Source organism: Streptomyces sp. NPDC043870 (assembly GCF_056435785.1).
Map to the genome: position 1 here is coordinate 56,586 of NZ_JBWKDT010000004.1, position 19,471 is coordinate 76,056.

Genomic DNA, 19,471 nt, shown 5'->3' on the forward strand with positions numbered 1-19,471 from the left:
GTCAGCTCACCAATCCGGTCATGACGGCGACGGGTACCGAGATGAAGCCCACCGTCAGCACCAGCGCGAGCGCGTTCGCGGCGGTCCTGAGAATGCGGTCGCGCTTCGCGTTGCCGGCGCCGAGGGTCTGGGCGGCGCTCCAGAAGCCGTGCCGGATGTGCAGGCCCAGGGCGAGCATCGCGGTGAGGTAGATGGTGTTGCCGTACCAGGTGGAGAAGGTCGCGACGACGTTCTGGTACGGGCGTCCGTGCTGCGCGTTCTCGTTGACGGTGAGCGTGGTCAGGTCCAGCAGGTGCCACACGATGAACAGGCCGAGGATGATTCCGCCCCAGCGCATGGTGCGGGTGGCGTAGCTCGCGCGGGGCCGCTTGTGGACGTACTTGCTGGGGCGTGCCCTGATGTCCCGCCTGCTGAGCTGGTACGCCGACACACCGTGCAGCACGACGGCCGCGAGCAGCACCACGCGGACGATCCAGAGGGCCCACTCGTAGTGCAGGAAGGGCTCGCCCATGGTGCGCAGCCAGTGGGCGTAGCCGTTGAACTCGTCGGATCCGAAGAAGATCTTGAGGTTGCCCAGCATATGGACGACCAGATATCCGAGCATGATCAGGCCGGTCATGGCCATGATCGTCTTCTTGCCGACGGTCGATCCCCAGAGCGTGCGCGTCATGGACGGTCGTCGGTCCGTCCGCGTTGCCAGAGCCATGGACACAGACGCTAGGGCGGGGAGTGTCGAAAGGTCCAAGACATGCTTCGGCTCATCTCGATAGGCGATGCCTATTATGGCGCGTAGGGTGGAGCGCATGCAGTTCCAGCAGCTCCAGTACTTCGTGGCCGTGGCCGAGACCCGGCACTTCACACGGGCCGCCGAGCGGGTGCACGTCTCGCAGCCGTCGCTGTCGCAGCAGATCCGGGCGCTGGAGAAGGAGCTGGGGGCGGAGCTGTTCAGCCGGGCGCGCGGCAATATCGCGCTCACGGACGCGGGCGAGGCGCTGCTGCCGCTGGCCCGGCGGATCCTCGCGGACGCGGACACGGCCCGGCACGAGGTGCAGGAGCTGGCGCAGCTGCGGCGCGGGCGGATCAGGCTCGGGGCGACGCCGAGTGTCTGCACCGGACTGCTGCCGGACGTGCTGCGGGCCTTTCACGATCTGCACCCGGCGATCGAGCTGCTGATCGAGGAGGGCGGCTCGCACGATCTCGTACGGGGGCTGGCGCGCGGCGCCCTCGATCTGGCACTGGTGGTGCTGCCGTTGCCGACGCCGTCGCCCGCGCTGACGGCGGTGGAGCTGCTTCAGGAGGACCTGGTGGTGGTGTCCTCGGCGGCGGCGCCCGCGCCGCGCCGTCCGGTGCGGATCGCGGACCTCCAGGGGGAGCCGCTGGTGATGTTCCGGCACGGGTACGACCTGCGGGAGCTGACGGTCGCGGCGTGCCGGGCGGAGGGCTTCGAGCCGACGTTCACGGTGGAGGGCGGGGAGATGGACGCGGTGCTGGGGTTCGTGCGGGCGGGCCTCGGGGTGGCGGTGGTGCCGCGCATGGTGGCCGTGCGGGCGGGGCGCGACCTGCGCGTGACGGCGCTGGCCCGGCCGGGGCTGCGGCGGACCATCGCGCTGGCCCACCGCAGTGACGTGGCGCCGCCGCGGGCTGCGCGGGAGTTCCAGCGCCTGCTGCTGCGCACGCACCCGCCGGTACCTGCGCCGTGACGGCGCCGGGCGGGCGCGGCCGGGCCCGTGGGCGCCGACGTTCGTCGGGCGACTGCGGCCCGGTGGTCGGGTCCTGCCCACCCTCCCCCGGAGCTTCGCCCGGGGGCCCCATCTCGCTGCGCTCGCCCTGCGGTACGACTCCCCACAACCCAGGGCGGTGTGCGGACGCCCATCGCCCCCACCCACCCGCACGCGTGGTGCGGCCGGCAGCGCGCGCCGCCGGCAGCTACACCGCGTCCAGCAGGGACAGCGCGTGCAGGCGGTCCGGGGGGCCCGGACGGGCGTAGTACCAGCCCTGCGCCGTGTCGCAGCCCAGTTCCCGGAGTTGTTCCGCCTGCGCGCCCGTCTCGACGCCCTCGACCGTCACCGCCAGCTCCAGACTGTGCGCCAGCGAGACGATGCCCTCGACGATCTTTATGTCGACGGGGTCCGCCGGATGCTGCTGCATGCCCTGCGTGAACGACCGGTCCAGTTTGAGCACGCTGACCGGCAGCCGCCGCAGGTTCGCGAGATTCGAGTAGCCGGTGCCGAAGTCGTCGAGCGCTATGTCGACGCCCATCTCGGCCAGTTGACGCAGCGGCTTGAGCAGATCCTCGTCGGCGCCGATGAGCGCGGACTCGGTGACCTCCAGGCAGAGCGCCCCCGGTTCGAGCCCGGAGCGCTCCAGGACGTCGACCGTGTCGGCGACCAGACCGGGATGGTGCAGCTGGGCCGGTGACAGGTTGACGTTGATCCGCAGCGGCCGGGCGGTCCCGCCGCGGGCGGCCTCCTCGTGCCAGAACCGGGCCTGGCGTACCGCTTCCTGGAGCACCCAGCGCCCCAGCGGGACGATCAGCCCGGTGTGCTCGGCGAGCGGGATGAACCGGTCGGGACCGAGCACCCCGTGCTGCGGGTGGCACCAGCGCACCAGCGCCTCGGCCCCGTGCACACTGCCGTCGCCGAGATGCACCAGCGGCTGGTACTCGATGAAGAACTCGCCGCGCTCCAGGGCCGCCGGGAGCGCCGTGGTCAGCCCGTGCCGGGTGATGGCGCGGGCGTCCGCTTCCGGGTCGGCGAGCTCGAAGCGGTTGCCACCCGCCGACTTGGCCCGGTACATGGTGATGTCGGCGCTGCGCAGCACCTCCGCGGAGGTCCGCTCGCCCGCGGGCCCCTCCACGATCCCGATGCTGCCCCGGACGCTGATCTCGCGGCCGTCGAGCATGACCGGCGCGGCCAGTACGGTGAGGATCCTGGCGGCGAGGTCACCCACCTCGCGCTGGGTGTCCGGGCCGGTCGTCAGCGCCACGAACTCGTCGCCGCCGAGCCGGGCCACCATCTCGCCGGCCGCCGTCGCGCAGCTCTGCAGCCGGTCGGCGATCTCGACGAGCAGCCGGTCCCCTGCCGAGTGGCCGAGGCTGTCGTTGATCGCCTTGAAACCGTCGAGGTCGAGATAGCAGAGCCCGAAGCGCGCCCCGTCGCCGGCGGCCAGGGCCTTCTCCAGCCGTTCGAAGAAGAGCGTGCGGTTGGGCAGCCCGGTGAGCGCGTCGTGCGTGGCCTCGTACCGCAGCCGCAGGTTGAGCAGCCGGCGTTCGGTCGTGTCCTCCAACAGCGCCAGCTGGTACTGCGGACGTCCGTCGGGGTCCCGCAGCAGCGAGACCGTGAGGTTGGTCCAGAGGACCGTGCCGTCGTTGCGGTAGAAGGGCTTCTCGACCCGGTAGTGCTCGCGTTCGCCGCGTACCAGCTCGTCGTACAGGCCCCAGGTCTGGGGCTGGTCCTCGGGATGGACCCACTCGATGACCTTGCGGCCGCGGACATGGTGCTCGAGGCCGCCGAACATCCGGGTCAGAGTGTCGTTGACCTCCAGCACATTCCCTTCGAGGTCGGCGATGCCGATGCCGATGGCCGCCCCTTCGAACACCGCGCGGAAGCGGGTCTCGGTGGCGTGCAGGGCGTCCATGGCGTCGCTGCGGGCCGACAGCGCCGATCGGGCGATGGCCTCCTGCTCGGTGAGGGTGCGCTCGCGCAGCGCCTGGGCGTAGCCGGCCGCGAGCGCGTGCTGCAGCCGGGCGCAGCGGGCACGGCTGTCCTCGGCGGGCTCCTGGTCCGTCCCGCAGTAGAGGACGAGATAGGCGTCGACCACGCCGAGCGTGCGGCTGAGTGCGTCGGGGTCGGTGCAGTGCGCGCCGACCAGGGCGGCCCCGACCCGATGGGCGGGGGCGGTGTCGAAGGGACGCGCGTGCAGCGCGTCGCTGAGCTGCCGTGCGAGCGGCAGCAGATGCTGTTCGAACTCGGGGCGGGTCAGCGACGTGGCCGTGACCGGGAAGATCGCCCGGCTCCAGATGGTCGCGAACCGCCGGAGTCTGTCCTCGAGGCCGTCCGGGTCCGTCGCGGATCCCGCTGCCTGCGACGGCGTCATCACCCCTTGCGCCCCACCCCTGCGAAGCCGGAGAACGCGTATGGATCCTCCTGCGCGGCCGGGGTGTCGGGCCGCCAGTCGGGCATCGACACCAGTCCGGGTTCGATCATCGTGAACCCGTCGAAGAACAGCTGGATCTCCTCACGGGAGCGCATGACGAGCGGGTTGCGGATGTCTTTGTAGACACCGACGGCGCCGCCTGCCTGCTCCTGGGGGACCGGTACGCCCTCGTACGAGGCGTGCGTGAGGACGAGCAGGCTTCCCGGTGCGAGCGCGTCGCGCAGCTCGGTCACGGCGCGCTTCGGGTCGTCGGAGTCCTCCAGGAAGTGGAGCACGGCGACGAGGAGCAGGGCCACGGGCCGTTCGAGGTCGAGGAGCCGGACGGTCTCGGGGCTGTTGAGGATCTCGACCGGCTTGCGCAGATCGGCCCCTACGATGCCGGCGTTGTCGTTGCCCTCGAGCACGGCCTGGCTGTGTGCGACGGCGACCGGGTCGTGGTCGACGTAGACCACCCGGGCCTGCGGGGTCGCTCTCAGTGCGACTTCGTGCACATTCCCGAAGGTGGGTATGCCGGAGCCGATGTCGAGGAACTGGGTGACGCCCTCGCTCACGGCGAAGTTCACGGCACGGCGCATGAACGCCCGGTTCGCCTGCATGATCTTGGGGAGGCCCGGCATGAACTGCATGGCCCTGCGGGCGGCTTCCCGGTCGACCTCGAAATTGTGCGAGCCGCCCAGATAGTAGTCGTAAATACGGGACACGCTCGGCACCGAAATGTCGATGCCCGGCGGGGCCCAGGCGGGACGCTCCATTGATGTCTCCAACAAGTCGCCACGGGGGATACGGCCATGTGCGTGGCCGGTGTTCGAGCCGAGGCTACTGATCGGCCGCCAAGAGAGCGAGCAGAAACGGAAATTACCGATCCGTTCTTGGTCACACGCCACCGGCACGTGCGGCTTGTCGGCGCGGATGCAGCCGGCCCGCCGGCACGCGGGGGGCGTGACGGCGGGCCGGTGGCCGGAGGCGCAGCGTGGGGGCTACTTGGGCGCTCCGACCGGCTTGCCCTGGGGTGAGACGGCGAACCAGGTGCCGCCCACGCCCTGCCCGTTGGTGTCACCGGGCTTGTCGTCGCCGGAGAAGGTGTAGATCGGCCAGCAGTCGATGGTCTGCTGCTTGATGCCGTCGGGACGGTCGAAGGTGACGAAGCCCTTCTTGAGGATGCCTTCGGTGTCGTTCTTGTCGACGGGCTCGACGACCGGCCACTTCTCCAGGCAGGCGCCGGTGCAGGCCGTCTTCATCGGCCAGGCCGAGTCCTTCATGAAGCGGTAGACGGTCATACCGTTCTTGTCGACGACGATCTCGCCGAGCTTGGGGTCCTTGCGGACGGAGAGGCCCGCGAGGTCCGCGGCTTCGCCGCCCGCCTCCTCCGCGCCTTCCTCGCCGCCACCGCCGCCGGGCGCGGCCTTCTTCCCGTCGGGCGCCGAGGCGAACCAGGTGCCGCCCACGCCCTGGCCGTTGGCGTCTCCGGCCTTGGTGTCCTTCGCGTAGCGGTACATCGGCCAGCCGCCGATCGTGAGCTGCTTGCTGCCGTCGGCCCGGGTGACCGCGCCGATCAGGGAGGCATCGGTGCCGGGGGCGGGCGTGACATCGCCGGCGGCCACGATGGGCCAGGCCTTGGCGCAGTCGCCTTCGCAATTCGACTTCGGCGGGCTGGCGGTGTCCTTGTCGAAGCGGTAGAGGGTGAAGCCCTCGCTGTCGGTGAGGACCTTGCCGAGCTTCTTGCTGTCCCAGACGGCGAGCTGTCCGGCCGTCTTGGGGGTGGTGGCCGCGGCGTTGCTGCCGGATCCGTAATCGGAGCCGTAGCCGCTGTCGGCGGCGGGCTGTCCGGCCGGGTTGACGGCGCCGACCGCCTGTCCGTTCGTCTGCGTTCCCTTGTCCTGACCGCACGCCGTCGTCAGCGCGAGTACGGCCGCCGCAGTCACCGCGAGCGAGGCGTTCCGCCAGGTATTCATGTCAACTCCCGTTGTGCCCGGTGTCTGTTCTGGCGCCTGGGTGCGCCGTTCATGGCCCTAGGTACGGGCGGGAGGGCGTGCTGTGTTCAACGGGTTCCGGAAAAATTCTCCGCAGCCGCAAACCCGATCCGCCGACAACCCCTCCATCAGGGGAATCGGCACCCGTTCGGGCGTGTCAGGACACCGTGCGGATCATGCTCATCGGCGTGTACGGATCGCTCGTCGGGCGGCTGTTGGCAGCCGCCGCACTCGCCTGGCTGCTGGCGGCCCCGGTGCCCTCAGCTGCCGACTCCTGCTCGTACGCCTCGATCGGCCCCGGCGGCCCCGGCGACCCCGGTTCCGCCGTCGCGGTCGCGGGGAGCGGTCACTGCGTGGCCGGGCCGTCGCCCACTCCGGAGCCGCCTCCGCCGCCTCCCCCGCCACCACCGCCCGAACCGCCGCCCCCGCCGCCGCGGATCGAGCCCGCGCCCGCCCCGCCCCCTCCGCCGGAGCCGCCACCGCCGCCTCCGCCGGCCCCGTCTCCTCCGCCCCCGCCGAAGGCCCGCCCCGAACCACCGCAGCCGACCCCGGTCGCGCTCCCCCACTACCGCAGACCCCAGCGCGAGGAGCCGCGGGGCGGGCCGTCACTGGTCTCCCTGACGCTCCTGGTCACGGCCCCCGCGGTGCTCGCCGCGGCCTTTCTGCGCCCCCGATCCCGCTAGTTCCGCAGTTCCCGGAGGTTCTCATGTCGGAATGGGCCGTACTGACGATCGCGATGGCCGCGGCGTGCGCGGTCGTCCTGACCATCACCGTCATCAACCACCGCCGTGTCGGCGACGACGACGACCCGTCGGAGACCCCCGACGTCATCGAGTACATGACGATGATGATCGGCGTGGTGTACGCGATCGTGCTGGGCCTTGCCATCGCGGGTGTCTGGGAGGCGCGCGGCGCGGCGCAGGATTCGGTGCGCCACGAGGCCCAGGCGCTGCACGAGGTGCACGCCCGCGCCGAGGTCTATCCGGCCGAGGTCCGTGCCCGCATCCGTGCCGACGTGGACGCGTACGTCAAGCATGTCGTGGGCGCCGAGTGGCGCCACATGGCCGAGAAGGGATCGCTCAGCGACAAGGGGACGCGGCTCCTCGACCAGGTACGCCGGGACGTGACGGACTACGTGCCGAAGACCGACCACGAGGGCCAGGCGTATCAGCCCCTGGTCGATCAGGTGGCGGCGGCGGATGACGCCCGGGGACTCCGGGGAGAGGGCATCGAGCCGACCATGCCCGGCGTGGTGTGGTTCGGACTCATCACCGGAGCACTGGTGACCGTTGGCCTGATCTTTACGCTCCAGATCCGCCGCACATTCCGGGAACTGCTCCTGGCCGGCCTGTTCAGTGCACTGATCGCGTTTCTGCTCTTTCTCATCTGGGATTTCGACGCACCGTTCGGCCGAGGCATTTCGGCCACCGCCGCACCGTTCACCGAACTCTTCCCGCATCTCCGCGACTGACCGTGACGAACCCGGGTGGCGTACGGCGGCGAGGACACGAATGTCCGCCACCCGGGTGACACACGTGCCCCATTCGCCCGTCTGAGATCGCGGGTGTGATAGGGCGCTCCTAGCGTTTCGGGTATCGAGGTGCATTCCCTGCCTTTTGTGGAAACCCCTTCCGCAGCTGCTCCTCGGAGACCCGGAGGATTGCCCATGCGCGCGATACCCGTCGCGTCGGCCGCTCTGCTGGGAGCGGCCGCCCTCGCTCTGACCACTTCCACCGCGACGGCCGACACTGCGGGCGGCGCCGCCGACGCGGCCCGCAAGCAGCCGTTCTCGTTCGCCGTCTCACCCTCGACCGTCGCCCCGGGCGGGCAGGTCACCCTGAGGGTGTCGGGCTGCACCACCACGGCCACGGCTTCATCAGGCGTCTTCGACACCGTGACCATCGCGCCGGGCCTGACCGGCACGGCGACGGTCGACTGGGATGCCCGACGGGGCGCGGTGTACTCGGTGCAGTTCAGCTGCAACGGCCAGACCGGAACGACCGATCTGACCATCTCCGGCGGTACGGCTGCCCCGGCCCCGGCCACCGCCACGGCCCGCTCCACGAGCACCTCCGCCCCGCAGGGTGTCAGAGGTGGTATCGGCGGAAGCATCCGCGAGATGGACGCCGAGGAGATCGCGGCCGGTGCCGTGCTCGTCCTGGTGGCGGCCGGCGGGGTGTTCTACGTCCTGCGCCGCCGGTCGGGCCGGCTCCACTGACCGCTCCCCCCGCACCGGGATCCCCCGCCACCACGCCCGTCGCCCCGAGTCCTGGCCGAGGACTCGGGGCGACGGGCGGTTCAGGCCGACCGGGAGGTTCGGCCGGTCAGGCCTTCCCGCTGCTCGTGCGGCGGCGCCGGATGATGAAGAAGGTGCCGCCGACGGCCGCTGCGGCGACGAGTCCGCCGCCGACGGCCATTTCGGTGCTGGAGGGGCCGAGCGAACCACCAAGGCCACCCTGCGCGCCGCGAGCGGCGAGGACGGTGAACGTCTGGGTGGCGATCCGGTTGTGGTCGCTGCACCGGACGGCGAGGTTGTACTGGCCGGGCGTCGCGTGGTCGAAGATCCGGGCCGTGGCGAGATAGGCTCCGACGCCACCGCGGCCTCGGTCGTCGTCGCGACGGTTGTCGTTGCGGCGGTTGTCGTTGCGGCCGTTGTCATTGCGGCCGTTGTTCCCGCCCTGGTCACGACGGTTGCCGTTGTTGTTCCCGTTGTTGTTCCCGTTCCCGTTGCCACCCTGGTCACGGCCGTTCCCGTTGCCGTTGCCGCGGCCATTCCCGTTGTTGTTCCCGTTCCCGTTGCCACCCTGGTCACGGCCGTTCCCGTTGCCGTTGCCGCGGCCATTCCCGTTGTTGTTCCCGTTGCCGTTGCCGTTCCCGCCCTGGCCAAGACCGTTGTCATTGCCCCCCTCGTCCCAGCCGCCCTCGCCCTCGTCGTCCCGGCCGTCGCCGTTGCGTCCCTGGTCACGGTTCGCGCCGAAGTTCCCGTGCAGGACGCCGTCCCTGAAAAGGTTGGCCGCGGGAAAGGCGTTGGACGTGACGGTGCCGCCACGGTGGCAGCCGTCGACGATGATGGTCAGGGTCCCGCCCTGATGGACCGCGTTCGGAGAGAGGGAGAGGTTTCTCGGACCGGCGTTCCCCTCATTGCCCGTGGAAGCGGCGACCAGTGGGGCTGAGAGCCCGACGGCCGCGCACGCGGTGAAGGCCACCGCGAGAGTGCGTGAAGCACGCATGGTTGAACCTCCAGTGGAAGACGCCCCGGAACGGTGCTCCGGGAGATCGACGAGAACGCCCTCCATGACGAAGATTCACCGGCTTGCGCATTCACCGCATTCCGGGACTGGTCCACCCCAGTGAGCCGACACGCCGGTGCTCGGTGCCCGGATCTGACGGAGTCGCAGGTCACGGACCATCAGAAGTTTTATATGGCTATGTACTCGTTCGGGTCACCCCGAGTGGCCGTACCACCCGTTCGCCCCTCTCCGGTCGCCGCGTCCGATCCAGGCGCCTAGCGTGCCTGCCAGACGATGAGATGGGAGAACCATGGGCCAGGACTACACCGGCTCGGAGTCCAGAAAACGCTCACCGTGGGGCGTGCTGGCTCTCGTCATGCTCACCGGTCTCGCGCTGGTGCGGAACGGCATCGACGTGGGGATGGGGCCGCCCCAGCCCGCCGTCGCGGCCGCGCTGGACAGCAGCCGCTCCGGTCTGGACTCGGTCCCTCTGACCGGCTACGTCGAGCCGCTCCCGTACGCCCCCGCCTCGCGGATCGCCATCCCGGCGATCCACGTGGACGCGCCGATGGTCGACGTGGGGCTGGACGCGAACGGCTGGATCCAGGCGCCGGCTCCGCAGGACCCCAACCTCGCCGGCTGGTACCAGAACGGCATCGCACCCGGCCAGCAGGGCACCGCGGTGGTCGTGGGCCATGTCGACAACGCCGGGGGGCCCGCGGTCTTCTACGGTCTGGGCGCGCTGCAGAAGGGCCAGTTCGTCGAGGTGACCCGCTACGACGGCAAGGTCGCGATCTTCGAGGTGTACGGCGTCGAGGTGTTCTCCAAGAACAGCTTCCCCGGCGCCCGTGTCTACGGTGACACCGGCACCCCCGAGCTGCGGGTGATCACCTGCGGCGGCGGATACTCCCGGGCCGGTGGCTACGACGGCAACGTCGTCGTCTTCGCCCGCATGATCGCGTCGCGCTGAGCGTCCGGCCCGCCCTTCGGCGGGCCGGACGGTCCGCACTGTTCGGCGGATCCGCGCTGTTACACGGATCCGCGCTGTTCAGCACTCGGCACCGCGATGCGGTATCCGGAGTCCAGCAGGCGCGGCAGATAGCTGCGCAGCGCCGCCACGCTCTGCGAGCGGTTGCCGCCCGCGTCGTGCGAGAGGACGATCGCGCCGGGCTCCGCCCCGTCCATGACGCTGCTGACGATGGTGCTGGTGCCGGGCTCGCTCCAGTCGACGGTGTCGATGGTCCAGGCGAGCGGTTCCATGCCCAGCTCGGCACCGATCTCGAAGGAGTACCTGTTCCACGTCCCGTACGGCGCCCGGTACCACAGCGGCGGGGCGCCGAGGGTCTTCTCGATGAGCTCGCTGGTGCCGGCCAGTTCGCCACGGATGCCGGACGGACCGAGCCGGGACATCAGCGGATGCGACCAGGAGTGGTTGCCCACCACGTGGCCGTCGTCGGCCATTTCCCGCAGCAGGTCCCGGTTGTCGGCCGCCATCTCCCCGCAGACGAAGAACATGGCAGGTACGCCGTACCGTCGCAGCGTCTTCAGGATCTCCGGGGTGTAGCGGGGGTCGGGACCGTCGTCGAAGCTCAGCACCATGGAGCGGCCCAGCGACGGCATGCTCAGAAAGGGCCGCCGCCGTACGGGAGTCGCCGCTCTGGTCAGAGGTGTCGGGGCGAACGCCGTCATCGGCTGCAGCCGGTACTCGGAAGTCTTCCTCACCGCACTCGCCTGTGGCCCGGCCGCCGGAGGCGGGGCCGTGGGCCCGGCGGGCGCCTTGGACCGCTCCGAGGTGAACAGGGGTGCGACGGCGGCGGCTCCGACGCAGGCGGCGATGCTCAGCACCGTCCGCCGCCCCAGCATCATCTGATCCTTCTCCATGAGCAATGGCTGCCACGGGCGACGGCCGGTGCCCCTCAACAACACCGGTTCGGCGGTGCGAAACACCCGATGGGGCGATCATTTGGCGCAAGTGATCGGACAGTTGCCTGATCAGTGGCGGCGCACCAGAGGGAACGGCAGCGTTTCGCGGATGGTGAGACCGGTCAGGAACATCACCAGCCGGTCGACGCCGATGCCGAGTCCGCCGGTCGGCGGCATCGCGTACTCCAGCGCGTCCAGGAAGTCGTCGTCGAGCTCCATGGCCTCCGGGTCGCCGCCCGCGGCGAGCAGCGACTGGGCCGTCAGGCGCCGTCGCTGCTCCACCGGGTCGGTCAACTCCGAGTAGGCGGTGCCCAGTTCCGTACCGAAGGCGACGAGGTCCCAGCGTTCGGCGAGGCGCGGGTCGCGGCGGTGCTGGCGGGTCAGCGGGGAGACGTCGGTCGGGAAGTCCTTGTAGAAGGTGGGCAGCTGGGTCTTCTCCTCCACCAGCCGCTCGTACATCTCCAGCACGACGTCACCACGGGTGTCGTCGGGGCTGTGCGGGACTCCGGCCAGATCGCAGAGCCTGCGCAGGGTGTCCTCGTCGGTGTCGGCGTCGACCTGCTCGCCGAGCGCCTCCGAGACCGCGCCGTAGAGCGTCTTGACCGGCCACGGCCCGGAGATGTCGTGCGCGACGAGCTTGCCGTCCGCTCCCGCCTTGTGTGCGACGGGCGATCCGAAGGCGGCGGTGGCGGCGCCCTGGATGAGTTCACGGGTGAGGTCGAGCATCACGTCGTAGTCGGCGAAGGCCTGATAGGCCTCCAGCATCGTGAACTCGGGGTTGTGCTTGTACGAGACGCCTTCGTTGCGGAAGGTGCGGCCCATCTCGAAGACCTTCTCCATGCCGCCCACGCACAGCCGTTTCAGGAAGAGTTCGGGGGCGATGCGCAGATAGAGGTTCATGTCGTAGGCGTTGATGTGGGTGGTGAAGGGGCGGGCGTTGGCGCCGCCGTGGATCTGCTGGAGCATCGGGGTCTCGACCTCGAGATAGCCGCGGTCGAGCAGCCCTTGGCGCAGTGCCTGGACGGCGGTGGAGCGTTCGCGTACGACGCTGCGCGCGTCGGGGCTGGCGACGAGGTCGAGATAGCGGCGGCGGACGCGGGCCTCGGGGTCGGCGAGTCCACGTCGTTTGTCGGGCAGCGGACGCAGGCATTTGGCGGTGAGCTGCCAGGCGGTGACGAAGACGGTGAACTCGCCGCGATCGCTGGCGCCGATCTCGCCGGTGGCGGTGATGTGGTCCCCGAGATCGGCGTCGGCGGTGAACCCGGCGAGCACCCCGGGGCCCGATCCGTCGCGGGTGAAGGCGACTTGGAGGTCGCCCGACCAGTCGCGCAGCACCGTGAAGACGACGCCTCCGAAGTCGCGTACGGCCATGACGCGCCCGGCGACGGTGACTTGTTCGCCGGTGCGCGCTCCGGCCCCGAGGGCGGGGTGCGCGGCGCGGACCGCGGCGAGGGTGCCGCTGCGTGCGGCAACCCCGACGGGGTAAGGGTCGATGCCCTGTTCGCGCAGCCGCTCCAGTTTGCGGTGGCGGATCCGTACCTGCTCGGGCAGTCTGCGCTCCCCCATGGGGCGCACGGTGTCGGGCCCGGCCAGTTGCAGGGAGTCGATCGGCGGCAGGCCCGCGGTGCCGGCCACGGGCCCGGTGTCTCCGCGCGGCCGGCCCCTGCCCCACATCTTGCGCAGGCTGGGTACGGAGACGAAGCCCTCGGCGATCCCGGAGGCGAGACCGATCCGGGCGAGGGAGCCGGCGTCTCCGTAGCAGAGGAACCGCGGGTACCAGGCGGGCTGGTACTTGACGTTGGACCGGTAGAGGGCTTCCAGCTGCCACCACTTGGAGAAGAAGAGCAGCAGGCGGCGCCAGAGCCGCAGCACCGGTCCGGCGCCGATCCGGGCGCCTTCTTCGAAGGCGGAGCGGAAGACGGCGAAGTTGAGGGAGATCCGGCGGACGCCGAGCTGCGGGGCGTGGTCGCACAACTCCGCGACCATGAACTCCATGATGCCGTTGGGTGCGGTGTGGCGGTCGCGGCGCATGAGGTCGAGGGAGATGCCGTCGCGCCCCCAGGGGACGAAGGAGAGCAGGGCGATGAGCCTGTCGTCGGCGTCGAAGGCCTCGACGAGCAGGCATTCGCCGTCCTCGGGGTCGCCGAGCCGGTCGAGGGCCATGGAGAAGCCCCGCTCGGTCTCGGTGTCCCGCCAGGCGTCCGCCCGGGCGATGATCTGTTTCATCTCCTCGTCGGTGAGGGCGGAGTGGCGGCGGATCCGGGCGGTCGCGCCGAGTCGGCGGACCCGGCCGACGGCCTGCCGGGTGACCCGCATGTCCCGGCCGTCGAGGTCGAACCGGTCCACGTACAGGATCGCCTCGTCACCGAGCTGGATGGCACCGAGTCCGGAGCGGGCGTACGACCGCGCACCGTCCTCGGAGGCTCCCATGACGGCGGGCGCCCAGGCGTAGCGGCGGGCGACGTCCAGCCAGGCCTCGATGGCGGGGGTCCATGCTTCCTTGTCGCCGACGGGGTCGCCGCTGGCCAGGGCGACCCCGACCTCGACGCGGTAGGTGACGGCGGCCTTGCCGCTGGGTGCGAAGACGACGGCCTTGTCGCGCCGGGTGGCGAAGTAGCCGAGGGAGTCCTGTGAGCCGTACGCCCCGAGCAGCGCGCGCAGGCGGGGTTCCTCGTCGCCGTGGAGGGCGGCTTCCATGCGCTGTGAGCGGAAGAGCGTACGGGCGGAGTTGAGCAGGGCGAGCGCACCGAAGAGGCCGAGGAGGAAGAAGAGAGTGCGGGACGGGCTGCCGTCGAACTGTGCGCCGGAGACGAGGCCGCCGAGCACCCGGTTGGCGGACCACAGCAGCCGCTGTTCGCGGACGAGGTTGCCCGGGAAGAGTTCGACGAGTCCCCAGCCGACCAGGATGCCGATGGCGAGTCCGAGGATCAGGACGAGGATCGCGTGCCGCAGGGCGCCGCGCCGTGTCAGCCCGTAGAACTCGTGCCGTGCGAGGAGGAGGATCGCGAGGGCGATCAGGCAAAGCACCAGGTTGGGGACCCAGTCCGTGTCCCGGTAGAAGACGAGGACCAGGACGTCGGCGACGACGAGGAGTGCCAGATAGGCCACGACCAGCCACCAGGCGACCTTCTTGCGGGCTCCGATCGCGGCCGCGAGCAGCAGCAGGAAGACGGCGTAGGCGAGGTTGGCGCTGACGGGGACGGCGACCTGGTCGAGGAAGAGCGCGACGGGGCGCAGCGGCCTGCGCAGGGGCACGATCAGGGCCAGGATCGCGCAGAACGCTCCGAGCAGGGCGAAGAACATCGCGAAGCCGTCCGGCACCTTGCCCGTGAAGCGGCGGCGGGTGCCGGCTGCGCGCTCCTCCACGCTGACACTCATGCTCCGCACTCTAGGGAGCCCCTCGGCCGGGCGCCTGTCGGCAGCGATAGCCTCGATGGCGTGAGTGAGCAGGAACCCGCGCAGCAGCCCCGGCAGCAGCCCCACCGCTTCGAACGCGGCACCGACGGTCCGAAGGTCATCGTCGTGGGCGTGGACGGCTCCGATTCGTCGCTGCGGGCGGCGGCGTACGCGGGCGGCCTCGCCCGGCGGCAGAACGCCCTGCTCGCCATCGTGTACGTGCAGCCCGTCATGCCCGCCGGCGCCGCGCTGGGTGCGCCGATCGCCGACACCACGGGGGAGATCGCCGAGGGGCTGGTCAAGGAGATCCGTGAGGCGGCGGAGCGGGTGCGGGGCATCTGGGACGTGCGCTGGCAGTTCCACACGTTCCGCGGCGATCCGTACGGCGGGCTGGTCACGGCGGCGGACGAGCTGAAGGCGGACGCGGTCGTGGTGGGGGCGTCGGAGTCGGCGGGGCACCGGATCATCGGCTCCGTCGCGGTACGGCTGGTCAAGGCCGGCCGCTGGCCGGTGACGGTGGTCCCGTAACCCGTGTGACGGTGGTCCCTTAACCCGTGTGACGGCGGCCCTGTAGCCCGTGTGACGGCGGCCCTGTAGCCCGTGTGACGGTGGCCCTGTAGCCCGTACGGAGTCCTCGCCTCCGCTGCAGCATGTCGCCTTCCGTCACCGGCTTCCCTGGTCCATCATGAGCCGCCGTTGTCCGACAGCGGTGCGCGAAGAGGTGACTCATGGCAGGGCTCCGGATGGGGCAGGGCGTACTGCGCCGCAAGCCCATCGAACTGATCGAAGAAGGCGCCCCGAGCGAACAGCTCACGAGAACACTGGGCCTGTGGCAGCTCACGGCCATCGGCATCGGCGGCATCATCGGAGCCGGGATCTTCGCCCTCACCGGAGCGGTCGCGAACGAGAAGGCGGGCCCCGCGGTCGTCATCTCGTTCCTGATCGCGGGCGTGGCGAGCGCGGCCGCGGCGTTCTCGTACGCCGAGTTCGCCGGTCTGATCCCGAAGGCGGGTTCGGCGTACACCTACGGCTACGCGGTGCTCGGTGAGCTGGCGGGCTGGTTCATCGGCTGGGACCTGCTGCTGGAGTACACGGCGATCGTGGCGGTGGTCGCGATCGGCATCTCCGGGTACTTCAACTTCCTCCTCGTCGAGCTCGGCGCTCCGCTGCCCGTCTGGATGCTGGGTGCGCCGGGCACGGGCGAGGGGCACCAGGTCGATCTGTTCGCGTCGCTGCTGTGTCTGTTCACCGCGTATCTGCTCACGCTCGGCATCAAGAACGCGGCCCGTTTCGAGACGGTCGTGGTGGTGCTGAAGGTCCTGGTCGTGCTGCTGGTGATCGTGGTCGGCTTCTTCCACATCGACACGGCCAACTACACGCCGTTCTTCCCGTTCGGCGTCGGCGGGGCGTTCGCGGGTGCGGCGACGGTCTTCTTCGCGGTGTTCGGGTACGACGCGATGTCGACGGCGGCCGAGGAGTCGAAGGACGCGCAGCGCCATATGCCGAAGGCGATCCTCTACTCGCTGGCGATCTCGATGGTGCTGTACGTGCTGGCGTGTCTGGTGCTCACGGGCATGCAGAACTACACGGAGATCGACCCGGAGAGCGGCTTCTCCTCGGCCTTCAAGTCCGTGGGTCTCGGCGGGCTCGCAAACGTCATCGCGGTGGGCGCGATCATCGGAATCATCACCGTGATGTTCACCTTCATGCTGGGTGTGACCCGGGTGTGGTTCGCGATGAGCCGGGACGGGCTGCTGCCCCACTGGTTCGCGAAGACCAGCCCGAAGCGGCACGTGCCCGTGCGGGTGACCTGGATCGTGGGTGTGGCGTCGGCGGTGATCGCCGGGTTTCTGCCGATCGGCGAGGCGGCGGAGCTGACGAACATCGGCATTCTGCTGGCGTTCGTCGTGGTGTGCATCGCGGTGATCGTGCTGCGCTACCGGCAGCCGGATCTGCCGCGGGCGTTCCGCTGCCCGGGCGTGCCCTTCGTGCCGGCGATCGGTGTCGCGTTCTCGATCTGGCTGATCACGTTTCTGGCCGTGGAGACCTGGATCCGTTTCGTGGTGTGGCTCGTGGTCGGTCTGATCATTTACTTCACGTACTCGTACCGGAACTCGGGGCTCGCGAAGGCGGAGGCGGAGGCCGGGCCGAAGACGTTGTGATCCGTGGTCCAGGTGCCGGACGCGCGCCCGGTCAGCGGCCCATGACGAGACCGTCGGCGGCGGCCCCGCGGCTCAGGACGACGTCGCGGATCCGGTCGCGTACGGCGGTGTGGTGCGCCGCACCGCGGCCGATCGCCGCGTTCAGGTTGACCACGCGGCCGGTGGCCGTGTCCATCCACTGCGGGATGAACTCGGCCTTGGTCACCACCCAGCGCCCACCGGGCCGGGCGGGCGGGGCGAAGGTGAAGCGACCGATGGTGCCCTGGTTGCCGCGCGGGTCGTGGTCGCCGTCGTGGTTGGTCATGGGGCCGGCGATCTGGTCTCCCATGCCGTACACCACCCAGGTGTCGTTGACCTTCTCGTAGGCCTGCGGGACATGGGCGTGGGTGCCGATGACGAGGTCGATGTCGGGCCGCCCGCCGGTACGGGCGGCGGTCAGGGTGTCGCCGAGCCGCAGCTGCTGCCGGTCGGGCGCCGTCTGCCATTCGGTGCCCCAGTGCACGCTGACCACGACGACGTCCGCACCTGCTCTGCGGGCGGCCCTGGCATCCTGGAGGATCTGCCGCTCGTCGATGCGGTTGACCGCCCATGGCCGGCCTTCGGGGAGCGGGATGCCGTTGGTTCCGTAGGTGTAGGCGAGTTGGGCGACCTTCGCCGATCCGGCGTGCAGCCAGGCGGGCCGACGGGCCTCGGCCGCGCTGCGGGCGGTGCCGGCGTGCTCGACGCCGGCCCTGTCGAGCGTGTCGAGTGTGCGGCGTACGCCGTCGGCTCCGTCGTCCAGGCTGTGGTTGGACGCGGTGGAGCACGAGTCGTAGCCGGTGGCGCGGAGGGCTTCGGCGATCTGCGGCGGGGATTTGAAGGCGGGGTAGCCCGTGTAGGGCCCGCTGTTCTCGCCGTACACCGTCTCCATGTGACAGATCGCGATGTCGGCCCGGGACACGACGGACCTGATGCCGTCGAGCATGGGCCGGAAGTCGTAGCCGTCGCCGTGCGCGTCGGCCGCCGCCTGGCGGATGACCGAGGCGTGCGGGAGGACGTCGCCGGCGGCGACGAGGGTGAAGCCGCGGGCCGTCGAGGATCCGGCCGCGGTGGGGTGCGTGGGAGGTCCGGGCTCCCGCCGGCCGGGGGCGGCACCCTTCGACTGCCCGGGGCCGCCGCAGCCCGCCATGGCGCCGAGCAGCGCGGCGGCGGTCACAGCCAGCGCAGCCGTGCGTCCATACCCGATCACAAGCCTCAGTCAAGCATCAAAACGCATAATGCGCTCAAATCATGACTAAATGGATGCCACTCATCCGGCTGACCACTCGCTGCGGGCCGACCGACCGCTCACCGCACCATTCGCCGCATCGTGCGACCGCTCAACGCACATCCGTGTGCGGCGCCTGCCCCTTCCCGCCCTCATGCGTTCGAATACGCCACGTAGCAGCGAACTCTCCGGAAAATCTTGCGCGAAAGGATGCCGACGATGGCGACGGCGACAGCGACGGCGACGACCGACGAGCGGGCGCTGGCAGAGCTGCAGCACGAACACGGTCCCGCCCTGCTGAGCTATCTCCTCGGACTGACCTACGGGGACCGGCAGCGGGCCGAGGACCTCCTCCAGGAGACCTTGCTGAGGGCCTGGCAGCATCCGGAGGCGTTCGACGCGCCGTACGAGTCGATGCGGCCCTGGCTCTTCACCGTCGGCCGCCGTCTCGCGATCGACGCGCGTCGCTCCCGGCTGGCCCGGCCGGTCGAGATCGGCGACGGGGTCCTCGCCGCCACACCCGACCCGTCCGACGTCACCGACCGCGCGGTCGCCGCGCTCGACGTCCGCGCGGCGGTCGGCAGGCTGAGCCCCGAGCACCGTGCCGTGCTGGTGCAGATCTACTTCCACGGCCGGAGCGTGGGCGAGGCGGCCCGGGCGCTCGGTATTCCGGCGGGCACGGTCAAGTCGCGTTCGCACTACGCCCTGCGCGCACTCGCCCGCTGTCTGCCCGGCTACAGCCGGACACCCGGCTCCGGCTCCCGGGCGGGCGCGATCCGCTCGTAGCAGTCGTAGTTCCGCTGCGCGACGATCAGACCGTCGCGGAACTCCAGGAACGTGGCGATGTGCGCACGCAGGACATGTCCCGCGGGGAGACCGCCGAGCGGGACGGCGAGTCTGCCGGTCCAGGTCACCTCGAGGGCGACCTGGTCGCCGTGCGCGACCGCGTTGATCACCTCGAAGCTCTGCTCGGTGAGCGCCTTGCGGCCCTGTTCCGCAGCGGCGAGCAGACCTTCGAGGTCGCGTCGCACACCGTCGGGGAAGAGGGCGTTGGGCAGTTCGTCGTGGATGGCGTCCTCGTGGAAGAACCGTCCGAGCTCCTTCCCCGTCGCGAATCCCGCCACCGCCCGGTGGTAACGGATCGCGGTCTCGACGAGGGGGTGGTCCTGTACCGGATTCATAGGGCAACGGTACGGAGCGCATGCGGTGGACGCAGCCGCAGGCCCGTCACTTCGGCCCCCGTTTCCCCATCCGTCCCCTGGTCTCCCTCGCGACACGAATTCGCGGCGACCGGATTCGAAACGAGCCGCTCGAGTTGAGTAAAGAGGAACCCTGAGGCGTGTCTCTCGGTGGAGGCTCGTCGTCGAGACCGCACTGAAGCATCCGGGA

Annotated in this window: 17 protein-coding genes; 8 read left to right on the forward strand and 9 right to left on the reverse strand. The window is 70.4% G+C overall.

Annotated features, from left to right (window positions below; genetic code table 11):
- Window position 1 precedes the first annotated feature (1 nt).
- Window positions 2-706, reverse strand: coding sequence for a succinate dehydrogenase (locus AC0699_RS06760; protein WP_478656512.1), 705 nt, complete (start codon window positions 704-706; stop codon window positions 2-4).
- A 97-nt stretch (window positions 707-803) separates the two neighbouring features.
- Between AC0699_RS06760 and AC0699_RS06765 the strand changes: the two genes are divergently transcribed.
- The gene (locus tag AC0699_RS06765) at window positions 804-1,700 is read left to right on the forward strand and encodes a LysR family transcriptional regulator (protein WP_478656515.1); all 897 of its coding nucleotides are present in this window, start codon (window positions 804-806) and stop codon (window positions 1,698-1,700) included.
- Between the two features lie 226 nt (window positions 1,701-1,926).
- Here the strand turns inward: AC0699_RS06765 and AC0699_RS06770 are convergent, their stop codons facing one another.
- From AC0699_RS06770 to AC0699_RS06780, 3 genes are all read right to left on the reverse strand, one after another.
- Window positions 1,927-4,095, reverse strand: coding sequence for a putative bifunctional diguanylate cyclase/phosphodiesterase (locus tag AC0699_RS06770; protein WP_478656518.1), 2,169 nt, complete (start codon window positions 4,093-4,095; stop codon window positions 1,927-1,929).
- A complete protein-coding gene (locus AC0699_RS06775; RefSeq protein WP_478656521.1) occupies window positions 4,095-4,907 on the reverse strand; it encodes an SAM-dependent methyltransferase in 813 nt (270 codons plus the stop codon). Before AC0699_RS06775 ends, AC0699_RS06770 begins: the two co-directional genes overlap by 1 nt.
- 225 nt (window positions 4,908-5,132) lie before the next feature.
- Entirely contained in the window at window positions 5,133-6,107 is a 975-nt protein-coding gene (locus AC0699_RS06780; protein ID WP_478656524.1) for an SCO0930 family lipoprotein, read from the reverse strand.
- 194 nt (window positions 6,108-6,301) lie between these two features.
- Between AC0699_RS06780 and AC0699_RS06785 the strand changes: the two genes are divergently transcribed.
- The 3 genes from AC0699_RS06785 to AC0699_RS06795 all read left to right on the forward strand — a co-directional run bounded on the left by AC0699_RS06785 (window position 6,302) and on the right by AC0699_RS06795 (window position 8,343).
- Window positions 6,302-6,808 carry a hypothetical protein gene (locus AC0699_RS06785; protein WP_478656526.1) on the forward strand — a complete coding sequence of 169 codons (507 nt, stop codon included), beginning with the start codon at window positions 6,302-6,304 and terminating at the stop codon, window positions 6,806-6,808.
- Window positions 6,809-6,831: 23 nt separating this feature from the next.
- The gene (locus AC0699_RS06790) at window positions 6,832-7,596 is read left to right on the forward strand and encodes a bestrophin-like domain (RefSeq protein WP_478656528.1); all 765 of its coding nucleotides are present in this window, start codon (window positions 6,832-6,834) and stop codon (window positions 7,594-7,596) included.
- Between the two features lie 195 nt (window positions 7,597-7,791).
- On the forward strand, window positions 7,792-8,343 hold the full coding sequence (locus AC0699_RS06795; protein WP_478656531.1) for a hypothetical protein: 552 nt from the start codon (window positions 7,792-7,794) through the stop codon (window positions 8,341-8,343).
- Window positions 8,344-8,449: 106 nt separating this feature from the next.
- Here AC0699_RS06795 and AC0699_RS06800 read toward each other — a convergent pair whose 3' ends face one another.
- On the reverse strand, window positions 8,450-9,355 hold the full coding sequence (locus AC0699_RS06800) for a hypothetical protein (RefSeq protein WP_478656534.1): 906 nt from the start codon (window positions 9,353-9,355) through the stop codon (window positions 8,450-8,452).
- Between the two features lie 310 nt (window positions 9,356-9,665).
- Between AC0699_RS06800 and AC0699_RS06805 the strand changes: the two genes are divergently transcribed.
- Window positions 9,666-10,325: a class F sortase gene (locus AC0699_RS06805; protein ID WP_478656536.1), complete on the forward strand. Its 660-nt coding sequence runs from the start codon at window positions 9,666-9,668 to the stop codon at window positions 10,323-10,325.
- Between the two features lie 59 nt (window positions 10,326-10,384).
- On the opposite strand, the gene AC0699_RS06810 is transcribed toward AC0699_RS06805, so the two are convergent.
- Window positions 10,385-11,236, reverse strand: coding sequence for a polysaccharide deacetylase family protein (locus AC0699_RS06810; RefSeq protein ID WP_478656539.1), 852 nt, complete (start codon window positions 11,234-11,236; stop codon window positions 10,385-10,387).
- 111 nt (window positions 11,237-11,347) lie between these two features.
- A complete protein-coding gene (gene lysX / locus AC0699_RS06815) occupies window positions 11,348-14,656 on the reverse strand; it encodes a bifunctional lysylphosphatidylglycerol synthetase/lysine--tRNA ligase LysX (protein WP_478656541.1) in 3,309 nt (1,102 codons plus the stop codon).
- A 60-nt stretch (window positions 14,657-14,716) separates the two neighbouring features.
- On the opposite strand from lysX, the gene AC0699_RS06820 reads away from it, so the two are divergent.
- Together AC0699_RS06820 and AC0699_RS06825 are read left to right on the forward strand one after the other, a co-directional pair.
- Window positions 14,717-15,202: a universal stress protein gene (locus tag AC0699_RS06820; RefSeq protein WP_478656544.1), complete on the forward strand. Its 486-nt coding sequence runs from the start codon at window positions 14,717-14,719 to the stop codon at window positions 15,200-15,202.
- Between the two features lie 200 nt (window positions 15,203-15,402).
- Window positions 15,403-16,836 (forward strand): amino acid permease, encoded by a 1,434-nt coding sequence (locus tag AC0699_RS06825; protein WP_478656546.1) that lies wholly within the window; start codon window positions 15,403-15,405, stop codon window positions 16,834-16,836.
- A 31-nt stretch (window positions 16,837-16,867) separates the two neighbouring features.
- Here AC0699_RS06825 and AC0699_RS06830 read toward each other — a convergent pair whose 3' ends face one another.
- Window positions 16,868-18,004: a CapA family protein gene (locus tag AC0699_RS06830; protein WP_478657190.1), complete on the reverse strand. Its 1,137-nt coding sequence runs from the start codon at window positions 18,002-18,004 to the stop codon at window positions 16,868-16,870.
- Window positions 18,005-18,301: 297 nt separating this feature from the next.
- Between AC0699_RS06830 and AC0699_RS06835 the strand changes: the two genes are divergently transcribed.
- Window positions 18,302-18,868, forward strand: a complete 567-nt coding sequence (locus tag AC0699_RS06835; RefSeq protein WP_478656548.1) for a sigma-70 family RNA polymerase sigma factor — start codon at window positions 18,302-18,304, stop codon at window positions 18,866-18,868.
- On the opposite strand, the gene AC0699_RS06840 is transcribed toward AC0699_RS06835, so the two are convergent.
- Entirely contained in the window at window positions 18,817-19,263 is a 447-nt protein-coding gene (locus AC0699_RS06840; protein ID WP_478656551.1) for a nuclear transport factor 2 family protein, read from the reverse strand. The two genes, AC0699_RS06835 and AC0699_RS06840, sit on opposite strands and share 52 nt — an antisense overlap.
- Window positions 19,264-19,471: the final 208 nt, after the last annotated feature.

Excerpts from the sequence above, each read along its gene's own strand:
- AC0699_RS06760 (WP_478656512.1), bottom strand. The coding sequence starts at position 706 with ATGGCTCTGGCAACGCGGACGGACCGACGACCGTCCATGACGCGCACG.
- AC0699_RS06765 (WP_478656515.1), top strand. The coding sequence starts at position 804 with ATGCAGTTCCAGCAGCTCCAGTACTTCGTGGCCGTGGCCGAGACCCGG.
- AC0699_RS06770 (WP_478656518.1), bottom strand. The coding sequence starts at position 4,095 with ATGACGCCGTCGCAGGCAGCGGGATCCGCGACGGACCCGGACGGCCTC.
- AC0699_RS06775 (WP_478656521.1), bottom strand. The coding sequence starts at position 4,907 with ATGGAGCGTCCCGCCTGGGCCCCGCCGGGCATCGACATTTCGGTGCCG.
- AC0699_RS06780 (WP_478656524.1), bottom strand. The coding sequence starts at position 6,107 with ATGAATACCTGGCGGAACGCCTCGCTCGCGGTGACTGCGGCGGCCGTA.
- AC0699_RS06785 (WP_478656526.1), top strand. The coding sequence starts at position 6,302 with ATGCTCATCGGCGTGTACGGATCGCTCGTCGGGCGGCTGTTGGCAGCC.
- AC0699_RS06790 (WP_478656528.1), top strand. The coding sequence starts at position 6,832 with ATGTCGGAATGGGCCGTACTGACGATCGCGATGGCCGCGGCGTGCGCG.
- AC0699_RS06795 (WP_478656531.1), top strand. The coding sequence starts at position 7,792 with ATGCGCGCGATACCCGTCGCGTCGGCCGCTCTGCTGGGAGCGGCCGCC.
- AC0699_RS06800 (WP_478656534.1), bottom strand. The coding sequence starts at position 9,355 with ATGCGTGCTTCACGCACTCTCGCGGTGGCCTTCACCGCGTGCGCGGCC.
- AC0699_RS06805 (WP_478656536.1), top strand. The coding sequence starts at position 9,666 with ATGGGCCAGGACTACACCGGCTCGGAGTCCAGAAAACGCTCACCGTGG.
- AC0699_RS06810 (WP_478656539.1), bottom strand. The coding sequence starts at position 11,236 with ATGGAGAAGGATCAGATGATGCTGGGGCGGCGGACGGTGCTGAGCATC.
- lysX (WP_478656541.1), bottom strand. The coding sequence starts at position 14,656 with ATGAGTGTCAGCGTGGAGGAGCGCGCAGCCGGCACCCGCCGCCGCTTC.
- AC0699_RS06825 (WP_478656546.1), top strand. The coding sequence starts at position 15,403 with ATGGCAGGGCTCCGGATGGGGCAGGGCGTACTGCGCCGCAAGCCCATC.
- AC0699_RS06830 (WP_478657190.1), bottom strand. The coding sequence starts at position 18,004 with ATGGCGGGCTGCGGCGGCCCCGGGCAGTCGAAGGGTGCCGCCCCCGGC.
- AC0699_RS06835 (WP_478656548.1), top strand. The coding sequence starts at position 18,302 with ATGGCGACGGCGACAGCGACGGCGACGACCGACGAGCGGGCGCTGGCA.
- AC0699_RS06840 (WP_478656551.1), bottom strand. The coding sequence starts at position 19,263 with ATGAATCCGGTACAGGACCACCCCCTCGTCGAGACCGCGATCCGTTAC.